We start from the raw sequence: 23738 nt of genomic DNA on the forward strand, positions 1-23738 counted from the left end.
TTATGAACTCTACCTGGCCTGTTTTGACCAGCCTTATTGCCTATCCTTTGGTTGGCGTGTTGATCCTGGTTTTTGTTCAAAAAGAAAAGTGGGTCCGCGTTCTTACTCTCATCTTTGGGATCATAGAAATAATCCTGGCCTTGCCCTTACTCAAGTTTAAACTCGGCTCAAGTGCGTTTCAGTTTCAGGAATTTCATCCATGGATAACCCAGTGGCAAATTAACTACCACCTGGGCGTTGATGGTATAAGCTATCTCATGGTTCTGTTAACAATTATCCTCCTTCCTCTATGCGTACTCTGTTCCTGGACCTATATCGGCAAAAGAATCAAAGAGTTTCATATCTGTCTGCTACTTATGACCTCTGCCTGTATTGGCGTGTTTGTGGCCCTAGACTTTGTCCTTTTTTACATCTTCTGGGAGGCCATGCTTGTACCCATGTTCCTTCTCATTGCTGTATGGGGTGGCCCAGAACGCAAATACGCATCAATTAAATTCTTTATCTATACGTTGGCCGGAAGTACCTTGCTTTTAGTGGCCATGATTGCCTTTTACAAACAAGCTGGTACCTTCTCTATCCCTGAACTGATAGCCAAAGACTATCCCTTCAGGTTCCAATTCTGGGCTTTTCTGGCCATGGCCATTGCCTTTGCCATCAAAGTACCCATGTTTCCCTTCCACACCTGGCTTCCAGCAGCCCATGTCCAGGCCCCAACCGCTGGTTCTGTTCTTCTGGCCTCAGTACTTCTTAAAATGGGAACATACGGATTCTTGCGTTTCTGCCTCTCCCTGACTCCCGCAGCCAGTGTCTATTTCGCGCCCATGATGATAGCCATATCCATTGCTTCCATCATCTATGGTGGACTGGTGGCTCTGGGACAAAAAGACATGAAAAAACTGATTGCCTACTCTTCTGTAGCCCATATGGGTTTTGTCACTTTGGGCATTTTTATTTTCAACTTACGCGGCGCAGAAGGGGCCCTTATGCAGATGCTCAACCACGGCATCACCACCGGAGGCCTGTTTATGCTTGTCGGAGCCATTTATGAACGCAGCCATAGCCGGGAAATATCTGCCAACCAGGGCCTGGGTAAATTCTTACCCGCGTACCTGTTTTTCTTCGGACTGTTTTCCCTGTCTTCCCTGGCCTTTCCCGGAACCAACAGTTTCGTAGGAGAGGCATTGGTCCTCATCGGTACCTTTAAAAAGAATATGCTCCTGGGACTGTTAGCTATTCCAGGTGCGCTTTTAGCCGCTGCCTATATGTTAAGACTTTTACAAAAACTTGCCTGGGGTGAACCTAGTGCAGCCAAAGGCCAGGACTGGAATGACTTAAGCTTAAGAGAATGGATATACCTCCTTCCTCTGGCTATTCTGGTCATTTACCTTGGCCTGGCCCCAGGCCTGGCTCTAAAAACAATGGATGCCTCCCTGGCCAAAATCCTAAACCATGTATTGGTTAGATAGTTGAGCTTTTGAGTAATTGAATGATTGACCAAAAAACCAATAATCCTTTTAACTATTCAGCCAATAAACTGATAAACTAATAAGGAGCACGGCCTTGAACTTTAAAGTGCAATTTCTTTTACCTGAACTTTATCTTTTGGCCATAATTTGTATCCTGTTTGTCCAAAGCATAACCAACAGTTTAAAAAGTAAAACAAAATGGTTGCCTTATGCTGCCTTTGCTGGAGTTTTTGTGAGCATAATTTCTTTTGGTCAAAATGGATATATGCTCTACAACACCTACAAAATAGATGGTCTTTCTCAGTTTTTTAAGTTTGTCATTTTCTTAGGCTTTGCCATTTGCACGGCCAATGCAAGTCAAAACAAAACCATAAAACGCGAACACTTTGCCGATTACTTCTTCTTTATGACCTTAAGCACTTTTGGGCTCCTAATTCTTGCCAGCACCGTGGAACTCTTTTCCATCTACGTTGCACTGGAATTAGCCTCATATAGTCTATATGTACTTATTCCTTTAAGAAACAAAGACGCCAAGGCGGCTGAAGCAGGTATAAAGTATGTCCTTTTCGGAGCCGTGGCTACAGCCCTGGGACTATACGGTATATCCTATATTATTGCCGGACAGCAAACTACCTTTATACACGCCTTGGCTGGGATGAGCTGGTCATGGGCAGAAAATCCCATGGCCCTTATTGGTTTTGGGCTTTTTTTGCTGGCATTTTTATACAAACTGGCTTTGTTCCCATTCCACTTCTGGTGTCCTGACGTCTATCAGGGCACAAGCAATGAAACAGCGGCCTTTGCAGCCACAATGCCTAAATTAGGAGCAATTGTGGTCTTAATTAGAATCATGGCCCTGATGCCCGGACTTGAGGTAAAAACAATAATAGCCATCTTTGCTGCCCTGTCCATGACAATAGGGAACCTGGCCGCTTTAAGCCAAAAAGACATAAAAAGATTACTTGGTTATTCCAGTGTCTCACACGCAGGATACATCATGCTTGGGCTTGTTTCCGGCACAGCCTATGGCCTGTCAGCAGCAGCCTTTTATGGCCTGGTGTACATGCTTATGAACCTGACCATCTTCTGGGTTATCACCCGCCTATCATCATCGGGACGCAATATCTATGTTGACGACCTAAATGGCATGTATCACTCTTCTCCTGCCCTGGCCTTTACCCTGGCTGTAGCTGCCTTTGCCCTGGTGGGTCTCCCTCCTACGGCCGGATTTACTGGAAAACTATTTTTACTTACCTCTGCCTGGGGGCAAAACTTTAATTGGCTGGTCATTGTCGGAGCTGTTAATACCGCTATTGCGATTTACTATTATCTAAACCTTGTCCGCCATGCCTATACAGTAAAGGAAGTAGCTCCCTTAAAATTCACCCTTTCTCCCTCGAGTACTGCTCTGGCTCTACTTTTGTCCATCGGTGTTCTTTATTTGGGGCTGGTCCCTCAGGATATTTTCAACTGGCTGATGAAAACCAGTCACTTTATTCTCTCGTAAAGAATATAGTGGCCACTAAAAAAGCCAGTCTTTTACATATCTCGTATAAAGATCGGTTTACGAAGTTTGGTTCAAAACTATCCGAGAGCATGTTTAGTGTATCGAATACAGAAGTAAACTCATCTTTGACAAACAAGACCGCTCAATTGTTCTCAGCCTTGAACAAATATGGTCACGCCAAATTAATTTCTAGTTGACATTCAACAAATTCCCAGGAGCTTCCATAATATGGAATTGATTGACATCATCGCACTAATAGTCTTCCTTCTATGCTATGTTGGTTATCATGGTTTTTACTTGTTTCTCCTTAGAAAATGTCCACAAAGAACTGTAAAATCCTACGTAAATAAATTTAGAGAAGATGGCATCGAACACATGATAGCCAAGGACAATCACATAGTTATCATACAAGCTATCCGAGACGTCATTATGGTGTGTAATTTTCTTGCATCATCAACACTTATTTTCATTGGAGCGCTCTTAAATCTTCTTTTAAATATAGACAAGATTGAGAAAAATCTGCAAATTTGGAATTTTAATTTATTTGAATTTAAAATTTTATTTATGGTTGGAATCTTGTCGGCTTCTTTTATTTTTTTAGTATCTGCCTTAAGATATTATAGACATGTAGCGATGATGGTTATGACTCGTCCGGAGACAATAATGAAATATACAGGAGAGCCAGCACCAAAATATATTGGCGCTCTGCTAAACAGTGGATGCGGATATTATACACTTGGAAGTAGGGGGCTAATGTACAGTTTATTATTACTGGTATGGATGATTAACACATTATCTTTCATATTTGTTGTCATTGCTATAACTGTATTATTTGCTGTATATAGAGACCTTCAGCTTAAGTCATGTTAATTTTAAACACTTACAAAGGTTTAAACAGGTTCAAAAAGATTAGTTTAGACATGGTTGAAACTATTCCCCTAAAATACTTTTTTAAATAGGATTATGCGATTTCAGCAGCTGATATTACTGTCCTAAACTCTTTCTTAACAAACAAAATAAACTCTTTTAATAAATAACTCTGATATTTATTCTGATGACAAATTAGGTAAAATAATCTTTTAAAGCTAACACCTTTTATACTTAACTTAAACAATTTCTTGTTAATGCATTCTTCTTTTACACTAAATCTTGAGAGACAACTAAGGCAATCTCTACTGTTAAGAACCAATTTTATTGCTTCTGTATGATCCAACTCCATAAAAATATTCAGTTCCTTTGCATATTCACCTAAATATTTAAAAAAAATCTCCCTTGTTCCGGATCCCTTTTCTCTCATAATCCATTTTTTCTTGAGTAGCTCATCAATATGATACTCTTTTTTTGATGCTAATTTTTTATCCCCTGTTAGCACCACTAACTCATCTTCCCCTAAAATTTCTTTTTTAATATAGTCACTGTTAAATTCCCCTTCTACAAATCCTATATCAACCCTTCCTTTTTCTATAAGATAGACGATATCATTGCTATTACCTGTTTCAATATCTATCTTTACCTCTCTAAAGTTGTCTAAAAAACTATAAATAATTTGCGGCAAGATATAATCAGCAATCGTATTACTTGCTCCAATCTTTAAGTGTCCACTTAATTTCTCTTTTTTAAAAAAATTTTCAGCTTCTTTTAAGCTCAATACAAGAGGCTCAACCTCTTGATAAAACATTCGCCCCTTCTCATTTAAAATCAGCCTCTTATTTATCCTATCAAATAGTTTTTCTCCTAGTTTACACTCCAAGGATTTAATTGCCATTGAAACGGCTGATTGGCTTAGCCAATTTTCTTTTGCAACCTTAGTTAGATGAGGATTTTTAGCCAAAGCCAAAAAAAGTTCTAATTCTCTCAGAGTCATTTTTATTCTGCATTCTCTTGATGGTTAACTCAATCGTTTTGTTTGTAGCCCCCCTATACAAGACACAAGCAGAAAAGAACTCGGGGAGACCTCACACACTAGTTTAGCTTGCCAATTTTAACAATGCCTTGGCTCATGACCAAAATTAGCTCCTAGATAATTTCATGTCAAAGAATTTAAAATTAACATTTATGGCATTCCTGCGCAAAACATGGCCAGTCCCCCCCACCTCACTCAACCAAAGTGCAGGCATCGGCTCCACCCTTTGAAGGCGTTTTTTTGCTTCCATGTCGCAACTTGAATCTTTGTTCAATTTTTTTGATGATTTTATACAATTTAATATATTTGACTTATTAAATGCCGAGACAGTATCCACCCAAACAAAAGCGACGTCGCAAGAGTCTATGGCCAAACCCTATTTTGCCCGCTGAGTGAAATTCTTGGTTTCTTTCATGCTGGTACTAAAGACTAGAACAACTTATGGAAGTTAAGTTGAAAAAAAGGTTCGGCCACAGGCTCGCAAGACAAAAGATAAAAGGAGAAAAATTATGGCATTTAGCGCAAAAAACAGAGCTAACACTTTAAATGGGGTGTGGTTTGTCGCCCTGTTTGCAATCGCGGCACTATATTTGTCAGAACTCCCCGGTTTCAGGCACCTTGGCATCAGCCCCTTAATTATCGGCATCGTCTTGGGCATGATTTATGCGAATACTTTAAGAAACAAACTCCCAGAGGCCTGGGTGCCTGGGATTTTATTTTCAACCAAAGTACTTCTTAGAGTGGCTATAATGCTTTATGGGTTTAGAATTACATTCCAAGATATCATCACAATTGGACTACCAGGACTGGTTGTCAGCATTACTATGGTTACGACAACTTTTATATTAGGCTCATATCTTGGCATTAAATTATTTAAGCTTGACAAAGATATTGCAATATTAACAGCTGCTGGTAGTTCTGTTTGTGGTGCAGCAGCTGTCCTTGCTACGGAACCGGTTTTGAAATCAGAACCTTACAAAAGTGCAATAGCAGTCTCAACAGTTATATTGTTTGGTACTATTGCTATGTTTCTATATCCTACCCTGTATAAAGCAAACTTTTTGAATATGGATTTAAAAACTTTTGGAATATATATTGGTGGAACACTACACGAAGTAGCTCATACTGTTGCTGCAGGAAATGCTATCTCAGATATAACCTCCAACAATGCGGTCATTGTAAAAATGATGAGGGTTATGATGATAGCACCACTTTTAATCATTCTTAGTATTTGGCTAGCAAAACAAAATCATAACATTAAAGGCGACAAAAAAACAAAGATTTCTATTCCATGGTTTGCTATTATATTTGTTATGGTCGCAGGATTTAATTCTTTAAATATCCTTCCAAAAGCCGCGGTCAAGACCATTAATGATCTTGATACATTTGCCCTGACAATGGCAATGAGTGCTCTGGGCATGGAAACGAGTTTCAGAAAATTTAAAGGAGTCGGACTAAAACCTATTTATTTGGCCCTTATTATGTTTTTATGGTTGATTTTTGGAGGATATTTTATAACAAAAAATGTAGTTGCGATTTTTTAAACTTTTTTACACCGTTTCCTAAAAACGACTTCATTTAACTTAATCGCAACGCATAAATGTCGAACCAGCTTAGCCGGGAAGGAATGTTCTGGATTTACAAACAAATTACACAGCAAGTTTAAACTATCTATACCAAATAAAAACTGTTAAAGACTTTCGAGAAATAGGCCCAAAATTCTATAAATTAACCAGTGCAAACGGGTGGGGCTCTGCCAGCCTCACCCTGGCTTTAAAAAAGGAGGAAACCTATGGAAGTCAAAGTCGTTTTCCATCTGGATTGGGATGAAGAGGACAGGCTCATTATGGCTCTTAACAACATCACTAACCTTCTAAAAGAGGTCCCCGCTGAAGATGCCAGTATTTATCTGGTAGCTAACGGTGTTGCGGTCAGGTTATTTCAGCGTGAACAAGCCAGGCAGCACGCCTCCCGTATCGAAGAACTATCTAAGGCAGGTGTTCGATTTTTTGTCTGTAATAACTCACTCCGCAACCTGGATATTGACCGGGAAGAGCTTTTCAAACAATGCGAAGTGGTACCGGCAGGTGTCATGGAGTTGATCAGGCTACAGGCTGAGGGATGTGCCTACATTAAACCCTAAGCTTGAACTCTTGCCCGCTTTAGAACCCTGCTCGACCTGTAGGATCAGAGCAGGGTTATCTTAAAAAAGGCACAACAAAAATCTCTAACTACCTTGAGCTCCATTTATTCCGCTTACGAATACGAACTCTGTCCAGCTAACAGCCCACTAATTATTCCCACCAAAATCAGCACCGCCAAAAAAATCCCTACATAAGGCAAGGGTAAAAAACTAATCTTTAGCCAGAAAGGGGGCACATAAAGCATTTTTTGTGCTACCAAATGCGTTAACTTCAGCATAATCAACGCCAGACCGCCACCAATCAGACTCTGAAGGGCACCGGCAATAAGTATGGGGAGTTGGATGTAGGCTCTGCTTGCCCCGATCAAGTTTAAAATCTCCACTTCTTCCTGATGGCTTAAGTGAAATAGACGCAAAGTATTGCCTACTACCATCCCCATTAAAGACAACAAAAACACAATCAAAGGCCAAACCACTACATGTACTATTTTTAGCCAGGTTCTGGCCAGATCAACTTGCAAAGGATTAAAGTTCACCCTGTCCACCCCCGGCAAACTCTTTAACCTGTCCAGAAGGGTCTTGGCCTGATCAGCACCCTCGCTCCTGCCAGCGTCACTATGAGCCGATAACTCTACTTCCACCAAAGCAGTTGGTGGAAGAGGATTATTATCAGCCAAAAGACTAACGTACTCACTGCTTGAGCTGCTCTCATCATCTGAAAAGGTTTGAGTCAGCATTTGCAAGGCCTGCTCAGGAGTAAATGTCTTGATCGACTTAACCACAGTCCAGGATGCGATTTGATCCCAAACTTTGTGCACCTCGGATAAAGGCATCCCCCTTTCCCAGTAGATTTGAAATTGGACTTTGTTTTGAGTTGATCCGATTATGTGCTGAAAATTAAATAACACGAGCATAAAAAAACCGCACAAAAAGGCCACCAGAGTGACTGCGCCTATGGTCAAGAACTGCGCCCCTTTATTCTCAGCCAAATTTTTAATGCCCCGAACCAAGAGGTGACCAATGATGCGCATTATGTCTTCTCCTCCAAAGCCCAACTGGCCTCTACAATCTGCCCTTGATAGAGCTTCAACACTTTGGACTGCGGGTTGCTGGCTATAATTTCTTCATTGTGTGTGGCAAAAACTATCGTTGTTCCATGAATATGAAATTGATGAAATACTTCCAGAAGCTGCCAGGCCAGATCCTTATCCAAGTTGCCCGTTGGCTCATCAGCCAAAAGAACCCTGGGATTGACCACTATAGCTCTGGCTACAGCCACCCGTTGCTGTTCACCTCCGGACAATTCCTGGCCAAGACACTCTGCCTTATGATCAAGGCGCAGGCTCCTAAGCACTGCTCTAACCCTTTTTTGGATGTGCATTCTCGACATGCCTCTAACCTGCAGGGGCAAAGCCACATTGTCCCAGACAGTCTTGCGAGTCAAAATCTTAAAGTCTTGAAAAACAATGCTCACCCGTCGACGCAGAAGATAGTGCTTACGAACTGGCAGTTTTTTCAGGTCAAAACCAGCCACCTGCACATGCCCTCTTGTAACAGGCAAGCTACCATGGAGGATACGCAATAAAGTGGTTTTTCCTGCTCCTGAAGGGCCTGTAAGAAAAAGAAAATCCCCTTTGTCTAACTCAAAGGAAATATTTTTCAACGCCCAATAACGCCCAAAATTATAAGATAAATGCTTAACTTGAATCATTTTTTTCACGAATCGAAAATCAATGCCATCACACTTAAGTTCAACTCTCTATACTCGAGTCTGTGGCCAAACCTTACTTAAGAGGACAATTTATCAAGCAGTTCTTGAGCTTGGTGGAATTCGGGGTTTATTTGAACTGCCTTTTGCAAATACTTTATAGCGCTATCGGTCCGGTTGACGTTTAGATAAGCCACTGAAATATTATATAATATCTTTTGATTCTCTGGCTCTTTTTTCAGAGCAAGCTTATATACGTCCAAAGCATCTTGAGGGCTTCCCTGTCTACGCAGGGCCAATGCAAAATTATTCAAGGTATCGACAGTCAATGAAGTAAACAAAAGAGGGCCAAAATCTGCCTGCACTTCCTGAACAAGGTCATATTTTAGATATGTATTCCAGATAATCTCTTTTAGTTCATTATCCTTGGGATCGTTATTTATAGCCATTATAAAATATTCTCTGGCCTTGGTCAGGTCGTTTATATTTAAATAGGCCTCTCCAATAAACAAGATGTATTCCGTATTCTTAGGACTTATTTCCAAAGCCTGCTTTGCGGTCTCAATAGCCTCTTCCCATCTCTTTTGTTTTCCTTGCATTTGGGCTTTGAAAAACCATGCCCTGACCATAAGAGGATTAACCGTCAAGGCATTGGCCGCCATCTTTTCCGCCTCATACCAATTTTCTTTTTGAGCATATAGGTGGGCGATTTCAAGATAAATTCGTGGTTCTAACGCAGGAAACTCCTCTATCAACTCCCTAAGCTTGTGTTCTGCCTCGTCAAATTTTCCTTCCCCTCCTAATCTCCGTGCACCTTTAAATGCTTCCTTCCAAACATTTTGCGAACTGTCTTGGTCCAATTTCTTCAACTTCTCAATAAAAGAACCGATGGTTACGGGCTTAACCAAATAACCGCTTATTCCCAAATCCGAGGCCAGGGCGACATCTTCCCTTTCACTCTTTGAAGTTACAAATAAAAAAGGAACATCCTGCCATCTTGAGTCTCTGCGTAGTTTACGCAAAAATTCAACCCCGTCCATTCTAGGCATCTTCCAATCCGAAATAATAAGTTCAACATCTGGATTGTCTTGCAAAAGCTCCCAAGCTTCCTCACCATTGGCTGCCTGAACGATGTTTTTAAACCCCAGCACCCGTAAGATATTAACCATAGTCTCTCTCGCCGGCTGAATATCATCCGCTACTAATACTGGTTTTCCCTTATCGAGCATGGCCATTCTCCAAAGCATATAAAGTTACACAAAAACGACTTCCTTTGGCCTGAGCACCTTTCACATCCTCTACCCAGATCTTCCCCCCCAACAGATTTGCAATACGACTACAAATAAAAAGGCCAATACCTGTACCTTGAATATTCTTGTGGCTCTTTGCCCTTGTAAATCGATTAAAAATAACTTTTTTTAGTTCATCAGGTACACCAGGACCGTTATCCTGAACGCAAAGTTTTACAATTCTATCATGCCTATCCGTCCTGCGTTTGCCTGTTTGGACCTCCCAAAAAACACGTGCTTTTCCTTCCTGCGGAGTATACTTCACTGCATTGGACAAAAGATTTTGCAAAAGATGGCTTAGAAGGGTTGGATCACCTAACACCAAGACATCTTCTTTATTAGTAATTTGGATATCAATCCCCTTGACCCTGGCTATAGGGTCTATTCCCTCTACCTCCTGTCTAACAATCGGAGCAAGAGCTACAGGTTCTAATTTTCCTTTGCCTTCCTGCCACTGATCTAACTTGGCTACCTCCAGAAATTCATTAATCATTTCTAAAAGTTTCTCCGCACCCTCCATAGCCGTATTCACAATAGGATCTTGGTCCTCTCTTAAACCCATATATTTCAACAAATCCAAATTAGAAATAACTGCCGAAATAGGGCTTTTAAAGTCGTGTACCACCATCTGGACCAATTCAGAGCGTTCTGTGTAAGTAATCATAAGTTCTTTTTGCTTTAACTCCAACTCCTGGGCCAGACTTTTATACTTCTCCCTCTCTTCTTTTAGCTTGTGTAGCAAATAAGAATTCTCCACCAGGGGGGAAAGATAGGCAGCAAAATCTATCAACAAACCAAGATCGCTTTGGGAAAAGGAAGTATCATCCAAGCGATCAGAGGCATTGATCACGCCAATAACATCCTGACGTTGGGAAATTAGGGGAACACAAAGCAAAGAATCGGTGCGGTAATTCTTTGACCTGGAGACTGCAGGCTTAAATCGAGGATCTTTATTGATATCTTCAATCAAAAGAGGCTGGCCAGATTCGAATACATATCCTGAGATGGCTCTGCGATCAATTGGTTGGCTCTTGCCAATTATGTCCTTTTTGGTCGCAGCAAGGATCAGTAATTGATTGTGCTCCTTGTCCAGAAGCATAATGGACCCCTGCCTGGCCGAAATCTTCTTGAGAATCAAGGCCAGGCTCTGGTCCAACTTCTGGGTCAATCTTAACCTGGAATCAGTTAAGACATTTATTACCCTACGGATAAACTCCAGTTTGCATCGATCTCGATCCTGATCCACTTGCATTAAAGCAACCTAACCACATTTCGTGTAACCACAGGCGTGACACACAAAACAGCCTTCCTGAAAATAAAGTTTCTGACCACACTCCGGACACTTGGGTCTATCCAGGCTCTTGTCATCCGCGTCTACCATATCACCCTGGAGATATCTGTTCTCCAAAACCCAGGCCACCGCGTCCGGAATAGACAACAGCAAACCTTTCTTCTGAAACACAGGGTGTTCACCACCAATGCCTTTAAGTTGCTTAACTACATCACGGACATCAATGCCTGATCGAAGCGCCAGAGAAACCAGACGGCCGATGGCCTCGGCCTTGGCCGTGATGGACCGTCCTGAGCGGCCAATAGTGGCAAACACCTCAAATGGCTTACCATCCACTTCATTGACGGTTAGATATAAATCCCCCAATCCGGTTTTTACCTTCTGCGTAAACCCATAAACTACTTCTGGCCGCTCACGCACGCGGGACTGACTATCTTTTTCCTCTTCCTTTTTAGCTCCCTCGCCAGTACTGAGAACTTGCGTACTCTTAGAGCCATCGCGATAGACAGTAACTCCTTTGCATCCCAATTCATAGGCCAGCCAGTAAATTCTCCAGATATCTTCCTGAGTAGCTGAATTGGGCAGATTTACAGTCTTTGACACTGCATTATCAGTATACTTTTGGAACGCAGCCTGCATCTTCAAATGATATTCCGGCTCAATATCCATGGCCGTGACAAAAACTTCCCGCAAATTCTGATCCAGAAAGTCCATGTGTTGAATACTACCCTTCTGGCTAATCTCCTCCATAAGCTTAGGAGTGTAACTTTGGGCCTCTTTTATGGCCTGCTCAAAATATGGATTAACCTCAAGCAGTCTCTCTCCATCCATAACCTGACGGACAAAGCTTAGGGCAAACAAGGGTTCAATACCTGACGAGCAACCGGCAATAATGGACAGCGTTCCCGTGGGGGCAATGGTAGTAGTGGTCGCATTACGATAAGGTCCGAAGTTTTGCTCGGCATAGACCGAGTCAGCATAGGCAGGAAACGGACCCCGCTCCATGGCCAAAGTTTTAGATGCCGATCTAGATTCTTTCTGAATAAAATTCATGACCTTTTCCGCCAGATTCAGGGCCTTTTGACTATTATAAGGAATGCCCAATTGAAATAAGAGGTCGGCCCAGCCCATGACCCCCAGACCTATTTTACGATTTTTGTGTACGGTCTCGGTAATAATAGGCAAGGGATATTTAGAGGCGTCAATAACATTATCCAGGAAACGCACACTCAAATGCACAACTTCTTTCAATCTCTCCCAGTCAATACCGTCCTCGGCATCACTGGCATAAAATTTGGTCAAGTTGATAGAACCCAGGTTGCAGGCTTCATAGGGAAGAAGCGGCTGCTCTCCACATGGATTTGTACTCTCTATTTCACCTTGTTTTGGGGTCGGGTTGTCCCTATTGATGCGATCAAGAAAGATGATCCCGGGATCACCGCTTTCCCATGCCTTTTGAACTAAAAGAGAAAATACCTCCCGCGCCCTAAGCTTCTTCTTCACTTGGCCGGTATGGGGAGCAACCAGCTCGTACTCCTCATCATTTTCCACAGCCTGCATAAACCTCTCAGTCAACGCCACAGAAAGATTAAAATTATTTAACTCGCCATCCCTTTCCTTAGCCTTGATAAAATCCAGAATATCTGGATGGTCCACACGCAAAATGCCCATGTTTGCTCCCCGGCGGGTTCCACCTTGCTTCACCTGTTCTGTAGCGGTGTTGAAAATCTTTAAGAAAGAAAGAGGTCCTGAGGCAATGCCCCCTGTGGAGCCAACCCGGCTATCCTTGGGTCTTAACCTGGAAAAAGAAAAACCTGTCCCGCCTCCTGATTTATGGATCAATGCTGCATACTTTATGGCATCGAATATCTCCTCCATTGAATCCCCTACGGGCAGGACAAAACAGGCAGCTAATTGGCCGAGTTTGGTGCCAGCATTCATAAGCGTGGGGGAATTTGGTAAAAACTTAAACTCCACCATTAAGTGATAAAAAATTCTGGCTAGCTCATCGACCTTGAACGGAGACTTTTCATACTTTTCTTCCTCCCGGGCGATACTATAAGCCACACGCCAAAAAAGACCCTTAAAGTCTTCCACCGGCTCTCCGTCAGGTCCTTTGCGTAAATATCTTTTAGTAAGGACAATCTTGGCATTAGGACTCAGTAGTGGTTCAGGCAAATCAGTTGGAACTTTAAGTTTATCCATTTGTCTCCTCGCTTATATTTATTAAAATTTAAAAGGGTAAAGTTCTAACTCAAAAAACTATAAAACATTAACCAACTACCATAAAACTCTCACATTTCTACCCTTTTAGTCTTTTACTAGTGCTTATTTTTATCTATGTGTTCAATTTTGTCTACCATGCAGACCTTTTTGTTTAGACCCAACACTTGAAACACTTTTTGAAAATTTTCTGGCAAATTAACTACAAAAATTTCCAACCCCTTTTTCCTGGCCTGGGTAAAAATTTCTGAAAGTGCAGCAATGCCTGCTCCGTTAATAGTTGTACTTTTTTTAAAAACATACACTAATTTTTGCACATTGTTCAGAAGAGAATTCTGAAAAGTATCATTTAAAATTGAGGCTGATAAGGCATTAACATGGCCACATATATTTATAATAGCCTTGCCATTTTCAATTTTTAAGGTAATCTCTTTTTGCTTGGCTTTAGAAAGAGCAATCCTTTCCCTAGCCCTGGCAAGCGCCTTCTCCAGATTTTCCCGACCAATGGGCTTGTTTATAAAATCCGTAGCATCCAGATTTAAAGCCCTGATGGCCAAATCCATATCCCCATGGCCTGTAATGACAATAACCTCTGTCCCGGGCCTCATCTCTTTAATTTTTTTTAATACCTGCAAGCCATCCATGCCTGGCATTTTTATATCTGTTAAGACAATGGCTGGGTGACAGGATTTAAACAACTCCAGCCCCTGTTCTCCGCTGGTTGCAGTAACTACCTCAAACCCATAGGCCTGCAAAAAAAGCTCAAACATATTCAGAGTTGGTTCCTCATCATCTATAACTAAAATTTTTTCCTTGTCTTGCATACCTCACCTGAATTCTTAATTGTAACGTTCATAACTTAAGCCTAAGGACATTTACTTAAGAGTCTGTAGCCAAACCCCATTTTAACTACCAGATTAGAAATCCTGGTTTCTTGAAAGCATTGCAAAGGGCTGGGTAACCCATCTTGACGAAGCTTGCAGATAAGCAGAGCATCGGGGCGACAAAGCTAAATATCTGGGACTATTTGCCATAACTATCGACAATAAAAAGAATATTCATTTATCCTAAACGTCCCATTATGCTCTGCCCGCAAGCAAGCTATAGATGGGTCCAGGCATTTGCACCAGCATGAAAGAAATCAGGCTTGGAAAAAATTATGAAAAATTGTCCTCTTAAGTAAGGTTTGCCCACAGACTCTTAAAGACGCACAAATATAGCATTCTGTTTCAACCCAATAAAACTCGATATAAGCTTTTGGCAACAGATTATGCCGTGGGGAAACTGACTTCTATACTAGTCCCTTGGCCAACTACACTTTCTATGTCGATCTTCCCTTCATAGTCTTTAACAATACCATAAGTAATGGCCAAACCCAGTCCCATGCCCTGGCCACTCTCCTTGGTCGTGTAAAAAGGCTCGAATATTTTATCCATGACTGACTCAGGTATACCGATCCCGTTATCCTCGATGCGCACTACCACCCGGTCTTGCTTTTCAAAAGTAGCGATCCTGATCATTCCTTTATAAGGATAGTCTTTTGTTTTGGCTTGCTCCAAAATAGCATCCCGTGCATTGGTAATTAGGTTGAAAAATACCTGTTGCAAACGGTTACTGTGAGCCATAATTAGACACAGATCATCATTAAGCCTTAGATCAAAGTCAACATTTTGCAGTTTAAGCTGCTGTTTTAAGATAGATAGAACCCCTAAAATGGCATCATTAACACTGACCTTTTCTCTGATCAACGACGATTTACGACTAAACGCACGAAGATTATTTATTATCTCCGAAGCTCTGTCCACCTGTTTACTCAATTCGGTTACCACACTCAAAAACTTTTCTTTATCTACAGGCAAGTCTTCTTGTACGGCTAAAGCTAAAAACTCACTGCCCATTTTGATGGCATTTAAGGGTTGATTTAGTTCATGAGCTATGCCCGCGGACATCTCGCCCAGGGTCTTCATTTTACTTGCCTGAATCAATTGGGCGTCCTTTTCGATCATTTCAGTAACGTCAACGCAAGCCAGAATGATACCCTGCTTTCCGGCATAGCTGATAGGACAGGCATGGATGCTGACAAAAAATGGCCTCCCGCCTTTTTTGTAATTGATGACTTTGGCTCGATATAAATATCCATTATGCATAAATCTATCTTCTTCCCCGGTAAAAACCTGTAGACACTCTGGCCAGAGACGTTCAAAAGATCGCCCTAAAAGTTCGTCTTTGGGAAATTCATACACCTCTTCAGCCCTTGGATTGGCATCAAGAATAGTATAATCATCTGCCTGGACAACAAAAATAGGATCCGGGCCACTGGCAAATAATGAGCGATACTTGGCTTCTGACTCCTGAAGTCGTTTGCGGTACAAACGAATGCTCCAGACCATATTTATAAATGAATCCCTTAGCTGTACCAGTTCATCCCCTTGCCTTTTACGATAAAATAAACACTGCTTGCATTGTCTAAGTTTCTTCTCACCCTCACCCTCCAGCAGCTTGGCCTGATCCAAATGCCAGCATGGCATATTAGTATCAGTATAAGCCGGGCATTTAGAAACATCCCATTTCAAATCTGCATCTCCCATATCCAGAGCGACGTCAAAATCTCCCCGACTTAAAGTGTCAGCGATCCTGGTCAATTTACTCACCGGCTGGGTTATGGTTAAAGCCAATCTATGACTAAGCCAAAATATGAATACAATAACCAGTGAAATAAACCCCAGAAAAGTTATACGTAACTTGGAGATCAACCTGTCAATATGGGCTTTATTCAAGCCCACATGTACAGTGCCGATCCGATAGATTCCTTCCTTGACAGGAACCGCTATATCGTAAGTCATCTTATGATGAACCTCCACCAGGCGCACGCTTTGTTCCTTTTCCCCCAGGGGATTTATCCGCCTCAATTTCTCAGGAAAAGGATGGGTGAAAGTATGGGAAATAACCTCATTTTCCTGGTCCGTAATAAAAATATAGTTAATTAATTGCTTACGTTCCCTAAGTTTGGCCTCATCAAAGATTAAAGCCAGAAGACGAGGATAGTTTTTGTCCAGAATAAACCCGCCCCCGCGCTCAGCTATACTGTGAGCAATAGCCACACCTCGGGTTTCAAGTTCTTTGGTTAGACTCGAAACCAAAATCCATCTAGCCAGTAAGGCAATAGCTATACTGATAATCAAAATAACTAAAATAATGGAAAAAAAAATCTTATTTTTCAGGGATAAATCTTTGAACTTCTCTCGTACATCTAACATTTTGTTCCATCTCGGTTAAATTTCCCAACTTAATCAATTCTATCTAATCAGCTAAAGTCAACTCATTGTATTTTTTCTTTATATCACTCCAATCCTCAATCAAGACAAACTCATCATTTTCAAGACGTGTAAAATAAATATTGTCCATGCCCTGGTGATCATGAACGCCAAAATGGACATCGATATCGCCTTCCAAGGAAAAATTTTTAATAGACTCTATAGCCTTAATCAGTTTTGTCCTGGTTAAATTCCGACCAGCCCTGCGAAGTCCTTCTACTAGCACCTTAGCATTGATATATCCTTCAAATCCCACATAATTCGGCCTATCATTAGGGAAATACTTTTTTAACAGATTAATATAGTTGGGTAAATTTTCATCAGCAACATCTTCACAAGACGTGGGAGGCGGAACCACCTGCGACATAAGCACAATTTCCTTACTTCCTTTAAGTTTTCTGGCCAATTCCTCTGCCCCTACAAAAGAAAGATTATAAAAAACCGGATGGTAATCCATTACCTGGGCCAATTGAATAAACTTGGCGCAAGGATCATAAGTACCAATCATAACAACAGCCTGCGCACGAGATGACAAAATCTTGTTAAAGGCCTCATCAATATCCATGGTGCCTCGTACATATGACCCCCTGGCTACCGGTGTCAGACCAAAACTCTTTAAAGCCAATTCCGTACCGGTCAACCCATCAAACCCGTAGGCATCATACTGATAAAACACCGCTATCCGTTGTAAGTTTAGATCTTGAACAAGATGACGCACTGCCTCCCTGGTTTCCTGATAGTACGAGGCACGGATATTGATTAAATATGGATTAAAAGGTTCTCTCAGAGCATTAGCCCCTGTGAACATGCCTATTAAAGGTATCCTGGCCTCTTCAATCATAGGCAGAACTTTTATCGTCGTCGGTGTTCCAACGTAACAAAAAAGGGCAAAAACCTTATCATTAATCAGCAGACGCTGGGTATTAGCAAGACACTTAGGTGGATCATAACTATCATCATAGGCTATTATCCTGATTTTACGCCCAAAAACTCCTCCGTTTTCGTTAACATAGTTAATATAACATTTTGCCCCGCGCAAAGTCTGTATTCCCAAATAACTGGCATGTCCCTTTAAAGCCAAAGATGAGCCCAAAACTATCTCTTTATCTGTCACCCCCATCACTACATCCCCGTTGGCAACTACCTCCTGTTCAGGGGCACAAGAAATCATAAATAATAAATAAATGGATAAAAAAATATACTTATTTAAAAACATTTTTTTAATATCCTCTTAAGTTTTGCATTCTTGCCTGACACACCTAAAACTATACACAAACAAACATATATCAGCTATGCAATAAGTATCTTTTTATAATACAATTTTTACTGTCGAAGCTCCTGAACAGAAAGCGAATAAAACTCAAGATTTAACACCATTATTTTTACATAACTTATTGTTTTAATTGTAAATTATAATGTATTTATTTTTTGGTTTTTATCTTAAAAATCCATTAAATAGTTCAAACCTGCCATTTCTCCGTTTTATCTCTTAGGAGGACCCTTTTGATCAAACCTTACTACTTAATACAGCTCAAAGCTTAAGGACTTTCTAACTCTTAAATTTTTTAATTTTTCCCTTCAACAAATCTCGCCCCGGTTTATCCAATCTTGTGCCAAATCTTGCAAAAGCTGCAAAGCTTTGACTTTTTCTTTTTACATACCCCAAAAGGGTACCATGGTAAAATCATGTTTTGGGGAGAAAATCTTTGCAGACTTGCCCTTTTCTGGGTTGGGCCTGAGTTTAAAAACTCTATTGGACCAGGTCAAACACTTAAGGCTTAAACCCATTATCAAGATAAGCGGTTACGACCTTTGGCTCGAACATCAAAGGCCTGCGGGGATTGCTCTCCTCATATTCTTAAACCGGGAGATTAGAGGCAGTTAGTCCAACTTAAACTAAGGAGGGATTATGAAACTAGGTCGAAGAGAGTTTATCAAACTTTCAGCAGCGGCCACAGCAGCAACCGCATTTGGCGGCTTGGGTTTCGATTTAAAGCCTACAGCTGCTCGTGCCCAGCTGTTAAAACTTAGGTGGGCCAAAGAAAGCACTTCCATTTGCTGCTATTGCGCTGTAGGATGTGGTCTTATTGTCCACTCTTCAAAAGAGGGTCCTGGGCGGGTAATTAACGTTGAAGGCGACCCTGACCATCCCATCAACGAAGGTGCTCTTTGTGCCAAAGGCGCTTCCATTTACCAGCTTGCAGAGAATGAAAACCGTTTAACCAAGGTCTTGTACCGAGCTCCCGGCAGTGAACACTGGGAAGAAAAATCCTGGGACTGGGCATTGGATCGCATTGCCCGCAAAATTAAAGAAACCAGGGATAAAACCTTTGTTCGCTATAATTCCAAAGGACAAGAAGTAAACCGCTGTGACGGTCTTGCCTCTGTAGGTTCAGCAGCCATGGACAATGAAGAATGCTGGATCTACCAAGCCATGCTCAGAAGCCTTGGCCTGGTGGCTATTGAACACCAGGCGCGTATCTGACACAGCGCCACTGTAGCGGCTCTGGCAGAGTCGTTCGGACGCGGTGCTATGACCAATCACTGGATCGACATAAAAAACAGTGATTGCATCCTTATCATGGGCAGCAATGCCGCAGAAAACCATCCCATCTCTTTTAAATGGGTGATGAAGGCCAAAGACAAAGGCGCCAAACTCATCCATGTTGACCCACGCTTCACCAGAACTTCCAGTAAAGCAGACATCTACGGACCTATTCGTTCCGGGACAGATATCGCTTTTTTAGGTGGTATGATTAAGTACATCCTGGATAACGATCTTTATTTTAAAGAATATGTGGTCAACTATACCAACGCATCTTTTATAGTAAACCGAAAATTTAAATTTAAAGATGGCCTATTTTCCGGATTTGATCCTAAAACCGGAAAATATGACAAGTCCTACTGGGCGTTTGAACTGGATAAACACGGCAATCCCAAAAAAGATCCTAAACTCAGAAGCAGCCGCTGTGTATTCCAGCTCTTAAGGAAACACTTTAAACGATACACTTTGGATCGCGTATCCGAAGTGACAGGTATGCCCAAAGAAAAAGTCCTGGAAATTTACAAGGCTTTCACAGCCACAGGAAAACCAGACAAGTCCGGAACCATTATGTACGCCATGGGCTGGACCCAGCACACTGTGGGTGTGCAAAATATCCGTGCCATGGCCATAATTCAACTCCTCCTGGGCAATATAGGTGTTGCTGGCGGAGGTGTTAATGCCTTGCGCGGCGAATCTAATGTACAGGGCTCCACTGACCATTGCTTGCTATACCATATTTTGCCTGGCTATTTGAAAACGCCCAAAGCCTCTCAACCGACACTGGATGCGTACAACAATAAATATACACCAAAGAGCAATGATCCGAAGAGTGCCAATTGGTGGCAAAATTATCCTAAATACTCAGCCAGCCTGATCAAATCCATGTATATGGACGCTGATGTTCATGAAGCCTACCACTGGCTGCCTAAATTGGATGATGGTCAAAATGCCTCCTTCATGGTCATCTTTGATGAAATGCTGAGAGGTAAAATAAAGGGCTTCTTCGCCTGGGGACAAAACCCAGCTGCAGGTCTGGCCAATTCAAACAAGGCCCGCAAGGCATTAAGCCAATTGGATTGGATGGTTGTGGTCAATATCTTTGACAACGAGACCGCGTCCTTCTGGAAAGGACCGGGCATGGATCCCAAAAAGGTAAAGACAGAAGTCTTTTTCTTGCCCTGTGCGGTTTCCGTGGAAAAGGAAGGTTCTATCACCAATTCGGGCCGCTGGATGCAATGGCGCTACGCTGCAGCCAAACCCCTTGGTGATTCCAAACCGGATGGAGATATCATCTGCGAACTGTTTGAGCGGATAAAACACCTGTACCAGACCGAAGGAGGAGTTTATCCTGAACCTATCCTCAACTTGAGCTCAGAAAAATGGGTCAATGAAAAGAACGTATACGATCCGCATCGGATAGCGAAAATTATCAATGGCTACTTCCTCAAAGATGTGACAGTTAAAGGCAAAACCTTCAAAGCCGGTACATTAGTGCCAAGCTTTGCTTATCTCCAGGCTGACGGCTCTACCTGTTCCGGCAACTGGCTGTATTGTGGCTCATACACAGAAAAAGGTAACATGGCTGCCCGACGCGATAAAACCCAAACACCTGAGCAGGCTAAGATTGGCCTTTTCCCCAACTGGTCATGGTGCTGGCCGGTCAACCGCAGAATCCTGTACAATAGAGCATCAGTTGATCTTAAAGGACGTCCCTATGCACCACAAAAACCTGTCATTGCCTGGAATGGCCAGAAATGGGTTGGCGATGTACCTGACGGAGGATGGAAGCCAGGAACCAAGTACGCATTTATCATGCGCAAACATGGCCACGGTCAAATCTTTGGCCCGGGCAGGGCTGATGGTCCATTCCCAGAGTATTATGAACCTTTGGAGAGCCCTGTTAAATCACATCCTTTCTCTAAGCAATTCAACAATCCAGCCGCTCTCACGTTCAAGGGTGATTTAGAGAAATTGACTTCAGCTGATCCAAGGTATCCGTTTGTCTGCAGCACTTACCGCGTTACCGAGCACTGGCAAACCGGAGTTATGACCAGATGGCAACCCTGGCTCTTGGAAGCTGAGCCACAACTTTTTGTCGAAATGGACCCTGAACTGGCCAAAGAACGCGGAATTAAAAATGGTGACAAGGTTATCGTAGAAAACGAAAGAGGCAAACTGGAAGCAGTGGCCATAGTTACCTCCAGACTGCGGCCGTTTAAAATCATGGGCAAAACTGTACATCAGGTAGGTATACCCTGGCATTATGGCTGGGTACATCCTAAAGATGGTGGTGATGCGGCCAATATCCTCACTCCGTCAGTGGGCGATCCAAACACTGGCATCCCGGAAACCAAAGCCTTTATGGTTAATGTTCGCAAAAAATAAGGAGGTAGCTTATGGACGGAAAAACCTTTTTTATAGATCTCACTCGTTGTACTGCCTGCCGGGGATGCCAGGTTGCCTGTAAGCAATGGCATAAATTGCCGGCAGAAGAGACATACAATTGGGGCTCACATCAGAACCCCAAAGACTTGTCCTACATCACATATAAATTGGTGCGCATGAAAGAGGTTGTCGAAAAAGGAGAGATTAAAGACTGGCTCTTCTTTCCTGAACAATGCCGCCACTGTGTCGAACCACCCTGCAAAATGACTGCTGACATGTATGATGAGCAGGCTATTTTGCAGGACGAGCTGACCGGTGCAGTAATATTTACCGAACGTACCAAAAAACTGGATATTGAGGAGATCCGCGGGGCCTGTCCCTATGACATCCCCAGACAGGATGAAAACTCCAAAATCATGTCCAAGTGTGATATGTGTCTGGACAGAGTACACAACGGACTCTTGCCCGCTTGCGTGCAAACCTGTCCTACCGGAGCCATGAACTTTGGCGACCGGGAAGAAATGCTTGCTCTGGCTAAAAAAAGACTGAGCAAGGTCAAAAAATACTATCCCGATGCAGTACTAGGTGATCCGGAGTCTGTACGAGTCATTTACCTCTTTCAGACCAAACCGGTAAACTACCATGAATTCGCTGTAGCTGGTTTGTCCTTGCCGCCGGTTATGAGCCGAAAGCAAGCGCTGGCGAAATTCTTTCGTCCGTTCAAAAACATGCGCGGCTAGGCAACTGGATTACCCTCCTCCAGGGCCAGAACACTGGCCCAGCTAGCGTAAAAGAGGCGCCTTAAAAGGCGCCTCTTTTATTTGCTAACCTATAATGAATTCAATTTCACCATGGGACCTAAATATAGGGCAAACAAATCTCTATTTAAGTCGTGTTATATGCACAGCTACAGGGGAACGTCTTACTATTTTTTCTGAAGTACTTCCATAAAAAAACGTCTTAATGCCACTTAGACCATGAGAACCTACTACTACGAGATCGTAATCGCCACTTTCAATTTCTAAAAGTCCTTCAACATAAGGAATCCCACGCCTTACTTTTTTAGTATACTGCACTTCTCTCAATTCAGGAATTTTTATTTCCAATTGTTTGAAATTATCATTTATTTCTTCATCTATTTTCTCCTTTATCTGTGCATAATCACTTTTATTAATAAACAGAGAAAATTGACTTTCATCATGAGCAACATGCAGTATTGTTAAATTTGACTTAAAAAACAATGCCATCTGAGCAGAAACTTTTACAGCATGTTCTGAGTCCAGTGAAAAATCTGTCATAACCAAAATGTGCTTATAGATTCCCATTACTTTACCCCTATTGTTTTATAATTAAAGCTTTTAAAAAACTACATTGTAAACCTGTGAATTTTCTATCAATTGTTTATAAAGCCCTATGGCAAAGGCGCAACAAACCCTCCACTAAAGAACAATTAAATTATTTTTTAACAACCAAAATAACATATCTGAACCATCTTGACTTTAATGAGCAATAAATATAATTTTACAACTTTCTGAAAAGGTTAGCACACATTTTTGTAATTTTCCATTTCTGTAATGATACTATTTGCGTTATGCTAACTTTTCCTGTGGACATATCCATAAAAGGCAAAAGATCTGTTTTATCGCAACTTAATTCAATGTTTACTTTCTCAAAATTATGTGACACTGTTCATCAAGTAAATCTAGTGACGCATACAAACCACATAACTAAAAATTAGCTGTCATTATTTTAAAAGTCAATGCCATAGCAAATCTTTTAGTAAAGACAAATTTCTAAAAGGACTACTCTGCCAGATGTTGTCCCCCCCGTTTTTTCTGACCTCTAAATTTTCTTTTGCAGCACAAAGCTTGAAGGCAAGAGCACCTTCCTTGCATCTTAAGAAACATCACATAGTAGATATTTATTTTTGGTGCTGATATTATATAGATATTTTTTTATGATTA

17 protein-coding genes are annotated in these 23738 nt (G+C 41.8%); 7 read left to right on the forward strand and 10 right to left on the reverse strand.

Translation table 11 applies throughout. The features are described 5' to 3' along the window. Window positions 1-2: 2 nt before the first annotated feature. The 3 genes from KFV02_RS06965 to KFV02_RS06975 all read left to right on the forward strand — a co-directional run bounded on the left by KFV02_RS06965 (window position 3) and on the right by KFV02_RS06975 (window position 3843). Complete coding sequence (locus tag KFV02_RS06965) at window positions 3-1466, forward strand: complex I subunit 4 family protein (RefSeq protein WP_252380823.1); 1464 nt, start codon at window positions 3-5, stop codon at window positions 1464-1466. Window positions 1467-1560: 94 nt separating this feature from the next. After that, on the forward strand, window positions 1561-2973 hold the full coding sequence (locus tag KFV02_RS06970) for an NADH-quinone oxidoreductase subunit N (protein ID WP_252380824.1): 1413 nt from the start codon (window positions 1561-1563) through the stop codon (window positions 2971-2973). A 228-nt stretch (window positions 2974-3201) separates the two neighbouring features. Beyond that, complete coding sequence (locus tag KFV02_RS06975) at window positions 3202-3843, forward strand: DUF599 domain-containing protein (RefSeq protein ID WP_252380825.1); 642 nt, start codon at window positions 3202-3204, stop codon at window positions 3841-3843. 91 nt (window positions 3844-3934) lie between these two features. Here KFV02_RS06975 and KFV02_RS06980 read toward each other — a convergent pair whose 3' ends face one another. Further along, complete coding sequence (locus KFV02_RS06980; protein ID WP_252380826.1) at window positions 3935-4837, reverse strand: LysR family transcriptional regulator; 903 nt, start codon at window positions 4835-4837, stop codon at window positions 3935-3937. Window positions 4838-5385: 548 nt separating this feature from the next. On the opposite strand from KFV02_RS06980, the gene KFV02_RS06985 reads away from it, so the two are divergent. Both KFV02_RS06985 and KFV02_RS06990 read left to right on the forward strand, forming a co-directional pair. Next, on the forward strand, window positions 5386-6420 hold the full coding sequence (locus tag KFV02_RS06985; RefSeq protein ID WP_252380827.1) for a YeiH family protein: 1035 nt from the start codon (window positions 5386-5388) through the stop codon (window positions 6418-6420). 248 nt (window positions 6421-6668) lie between these two features. Beyond that, the gene (locus KFV02_RS06990) at window positions 6669-7019 is read left to right on the forward strand and encodes a DsrE family protein (RefSeq protein ID WP_252380828.1); all 351 of its coding nucleotides are present in this window, start codon (window positions 6669-6671) and stop codon (window positions 7017-7019) included. 113 nt (window positions 7020-7132) lie between these two features. Here KFV02_RS06990 and KFV02_RS06995 read toward each other — a convergent pair whose 3' ends face one another. The 8 genes from KFV02_RS06995 to KFV02_RS07035 all read right to left on the reverse strand — a co-directional run bounded on the left by KFV02_RS06995 (window position 7133) and on the right by KFV02_RS07035 (window position 18060). Beyond that, complete coding sequence (locus KFV02_RS06995) at window positions 7133-8050, reverse strand: cell division protein FtsX (RefSeq protein ID WP_252380829.1); 918 nt, start codon at window positions 8048-8050, stop codon at window positions 7133-7135. Further along, window positions 8050-8730, reverse strand: coding sequence for a cell division ATP-binding protein FtsE (gene ftsE / locus KFV02_RS07000; protein ID WP_252380830.1), 681 nt, complete (start codon window positions 8728-8730; stop codon window positions 8050-8052). Before ftsE ends, KFV02_RS06995 begins: the two co-directional genes overlap by 1 nt. 77 nt (window positions 8731-8807) lie before the next feature. Beyond that, window positions 8808-9956: a tetratricopeptide repeat protein gene (locus KFV02_RS11445; RefSeq protein ID WP_289510109.1), complete on the reverse strand. Its 1149-nt coding sequence runs from the start codon at window positions 9954-9956 to the stop codon at window positions 8808-8810. Then, complete coding sequence (locus KFV02_RS07015; RefSeq protein WP_252380831.1) at window positions 9946-11268, reverse strand: GAF domain-containing sensor histidine kinase; 1323 nt, start codon at window positions 11266-11268, stop codon at window positions 9946-9948. The genes KFV02_RS11445 and KFV02_RS07015 overlap by 11 nt, the downstream gene beginning before the upstream one ends. Window positions 11269-11277: 9 nt before the next feature. After that, complete coding sequence (locus tag KFV02_RS07020) at window positions 11278-13512, reverse strand: vitamin B12-dependent ribonucleotide reductase (RefSeq protein ID WP_252380832.1); 2235 nt, start codon at window positions 13510-13512, stop codon at window positions 11278-11280. A 116-nt stretch (window positions 13513-13628) separates the two neighbouring features. After that, window positions 13629-14354, reverse strand: coding sequence for a response regulator (locus KFV02_RS07025; protein WP_252380833.1), 726 nt, complete (start codon window positions 14352-14354; stop codon window positions 13629-13631). 444 nt (window positions 14355-14798) lie between these two features. Then, on the reverse strand, window positions 14799-16787 hold the full coding sequence (locus tag KFV02_RS07030) for an ATP-binding protein (protein ID WP_252380834.1): 1989 nt from the start codon (window positions 16785-16787) through the stop codon (window positions 14799-14801). Between the two features lie 43 nt (window positions 16788-16830). Then, window positions 16831-18060, reverse strand: coding sequence for an ABC transporter substrate-binding protein (locus tag KFV02_RS07035; protein ID WP_434800286.1), 1230 nt, complete (start codon window positions 18058-18060; stop codon window positions 16831-16833). Between the two features lie 693 nt (window positions 18061-18753). On the opposite strand from KFV02_RS07035, the gene fdnG reads away from it, so the two are divergent. Both fdnG and KFV02_RS07045 read left to right on the forward strand, forming a co-directional pair. After that, entirely contained in the window at window positions 18754-21774 is a 3021-nt protein-coding gene (gene fdnG, locus KFV02_RS07040) for a formate dehydrogenase-N subunit alpha (RefSeq protein WP_252380835.1), read from the forward strand. Window positions 21775-21785: 11 nt separating this feature from the next. Further along, on the forward strand, window positions 21786-22514 hold the full coding sequence (locus KFV02_RS07045) for a 4Fe-4S dicluster domain-containing protein (RefSeq protein ID WP_252380836.1): 729 nt from the start codon (window positions 21786-21788) through the stop codon (window positions 22512-22514). A 141-nt stretch (window positions 22515-22655) separates the two neighbouring features. Here KFV02_RS07045 and KFV02_RS07050 read toward each other — a convergent pair whose 3' ends face one another. Then, the gene (locus KFV02_RS07050) at window positions 22656-23099 is read right to left on the reverse strand and encodes a universal stress protein (RefSeq protein WP_252380837.1); all 444 of its coding nucleotides are present in this window, start codon (window positions 23097-23099) and stop codon (window positions 22656-22658) included. Window positions 23100-23738: the final 639 nt, after the last annotated feature.

This window comes from Desulfovulcanus ferrireducens, from assembly GCF_018704065.1.
Lineage (GTDB): Bacteria > Desulfobacterota > Desulfovibrionia > Desulfovibrionales > Desulfonatronovibrionaceae > Desulfovulcanus > Desulfovulcanus ferrireducens.

Excerpts from the sequence above, each read along its gene's own strand:
- KFV02_RS06965 (WP_252380823.1), top strand. The coding sequence starts at position 3 with ATGAACTCTACCTGGCCTGTTTTGACCAGCCTTATTGCCTATCCTTTG.
- KFV02_RS06975 (WP_252380825.1), top strand. The coding sequence starts at position 3,202 with ATGGAATTGATTGACATCATCGCACTAATAGTCTTCCTTCTATGCTAT.
- KFV02_RS06980 (WP_252380826.1), bottom strand. The coding sequence starts at position 4,837 with ATGACTCTGAGAGAATTAGAACTTTTTTTGGCTTTGGCTAAAAATCCT.
- KFV02_RS06985 (WP_252380827.1), top strand. The coding sequence starts at position 5,386 with ATGGCATTTAGCGCAAAAAACAGAGCTAACACTTTAAATGGGGTGTGG.
- KFV02_RS06990 (WP_252380828.1), top strand. The coding sequence starts at position 6,669 with ATGGAAGTCAAAGTCGTTTTCCATCTGGATTGGGATGAAGAGGACAGG.
- KFV02_RS06995 (WP_252380829.1), bottom strand. The coding sequence starts at position 8,050 with ATGCGCATCATTGGTCACCTCTTGGTTCGGGGCATTAAAAATTTGGCT.
- ftsE (WP_252380830.1), bottom strand. The coding sequence starts at position 8,730 with ATGATTCAAGTTAAGCATTTATCTTATAATTTTGGGCGTTATTGGGCG.
- KFV02_RS11445 (WP_289510109.1), bottom strand. The coding sequence starts at position 9,956 with ATGCTCGATAAGGGAAAACCAGTATTAGTAGCGGATGATATTCAGCCG.
- KFV02_RS07015 (WP_252380831.1), bottom strand. The coding sequence starts at position 11,268 with ATGCAAGTGGATCAGGATCGAGATCGATGCAAACTGGAGTTTATCCGT.
- KFV02_RS07020 (WP_252380832.1), bottom strand. The coding sequence starts at position 13,512 with ATGGATAAACTTAAAGTTCCAACTGATTTGCCTGAACCACTACTGAGT.
- KFV02_RS07025 (WP_252380833.1), bottom strand. The coding sequence starts at position 14,354 with ATGCAAGACAAGGAAAAAATTTTAGTTATAGATGATGAGGAACCAACT.
- KFV02_RS07030 (WP_252380834.1), bottom strand. The coding sequence starts at position 16,787 with ATGTTAGATGTACGAGAGAAGTTCAAAGATTTATCCCTGAAAAATAAG.
- KFV02_RS07035 (WP_434800286.1), bottom strand. The coding sequence starts at position 18,060 with ATGTTTTTAAATAAGTATATTTTTTTATCCATTTATTTATTATTTATG.
- KFV02_RS07045 (WP_252380836.1), top strand. The coding sequence starts at position 21,786 with ATGGACGGAAAAACCTTTTTTATAGATCTCACTCGTTGTACTGCCTGC.
- KFV02_RS07050 (WP_252380837.1), bottom strand. The coding sequence starts at position 23,099 with ATGGGAATCTATAAGCACATTTTGGTTATGACAGATTTTTCACTGGAC.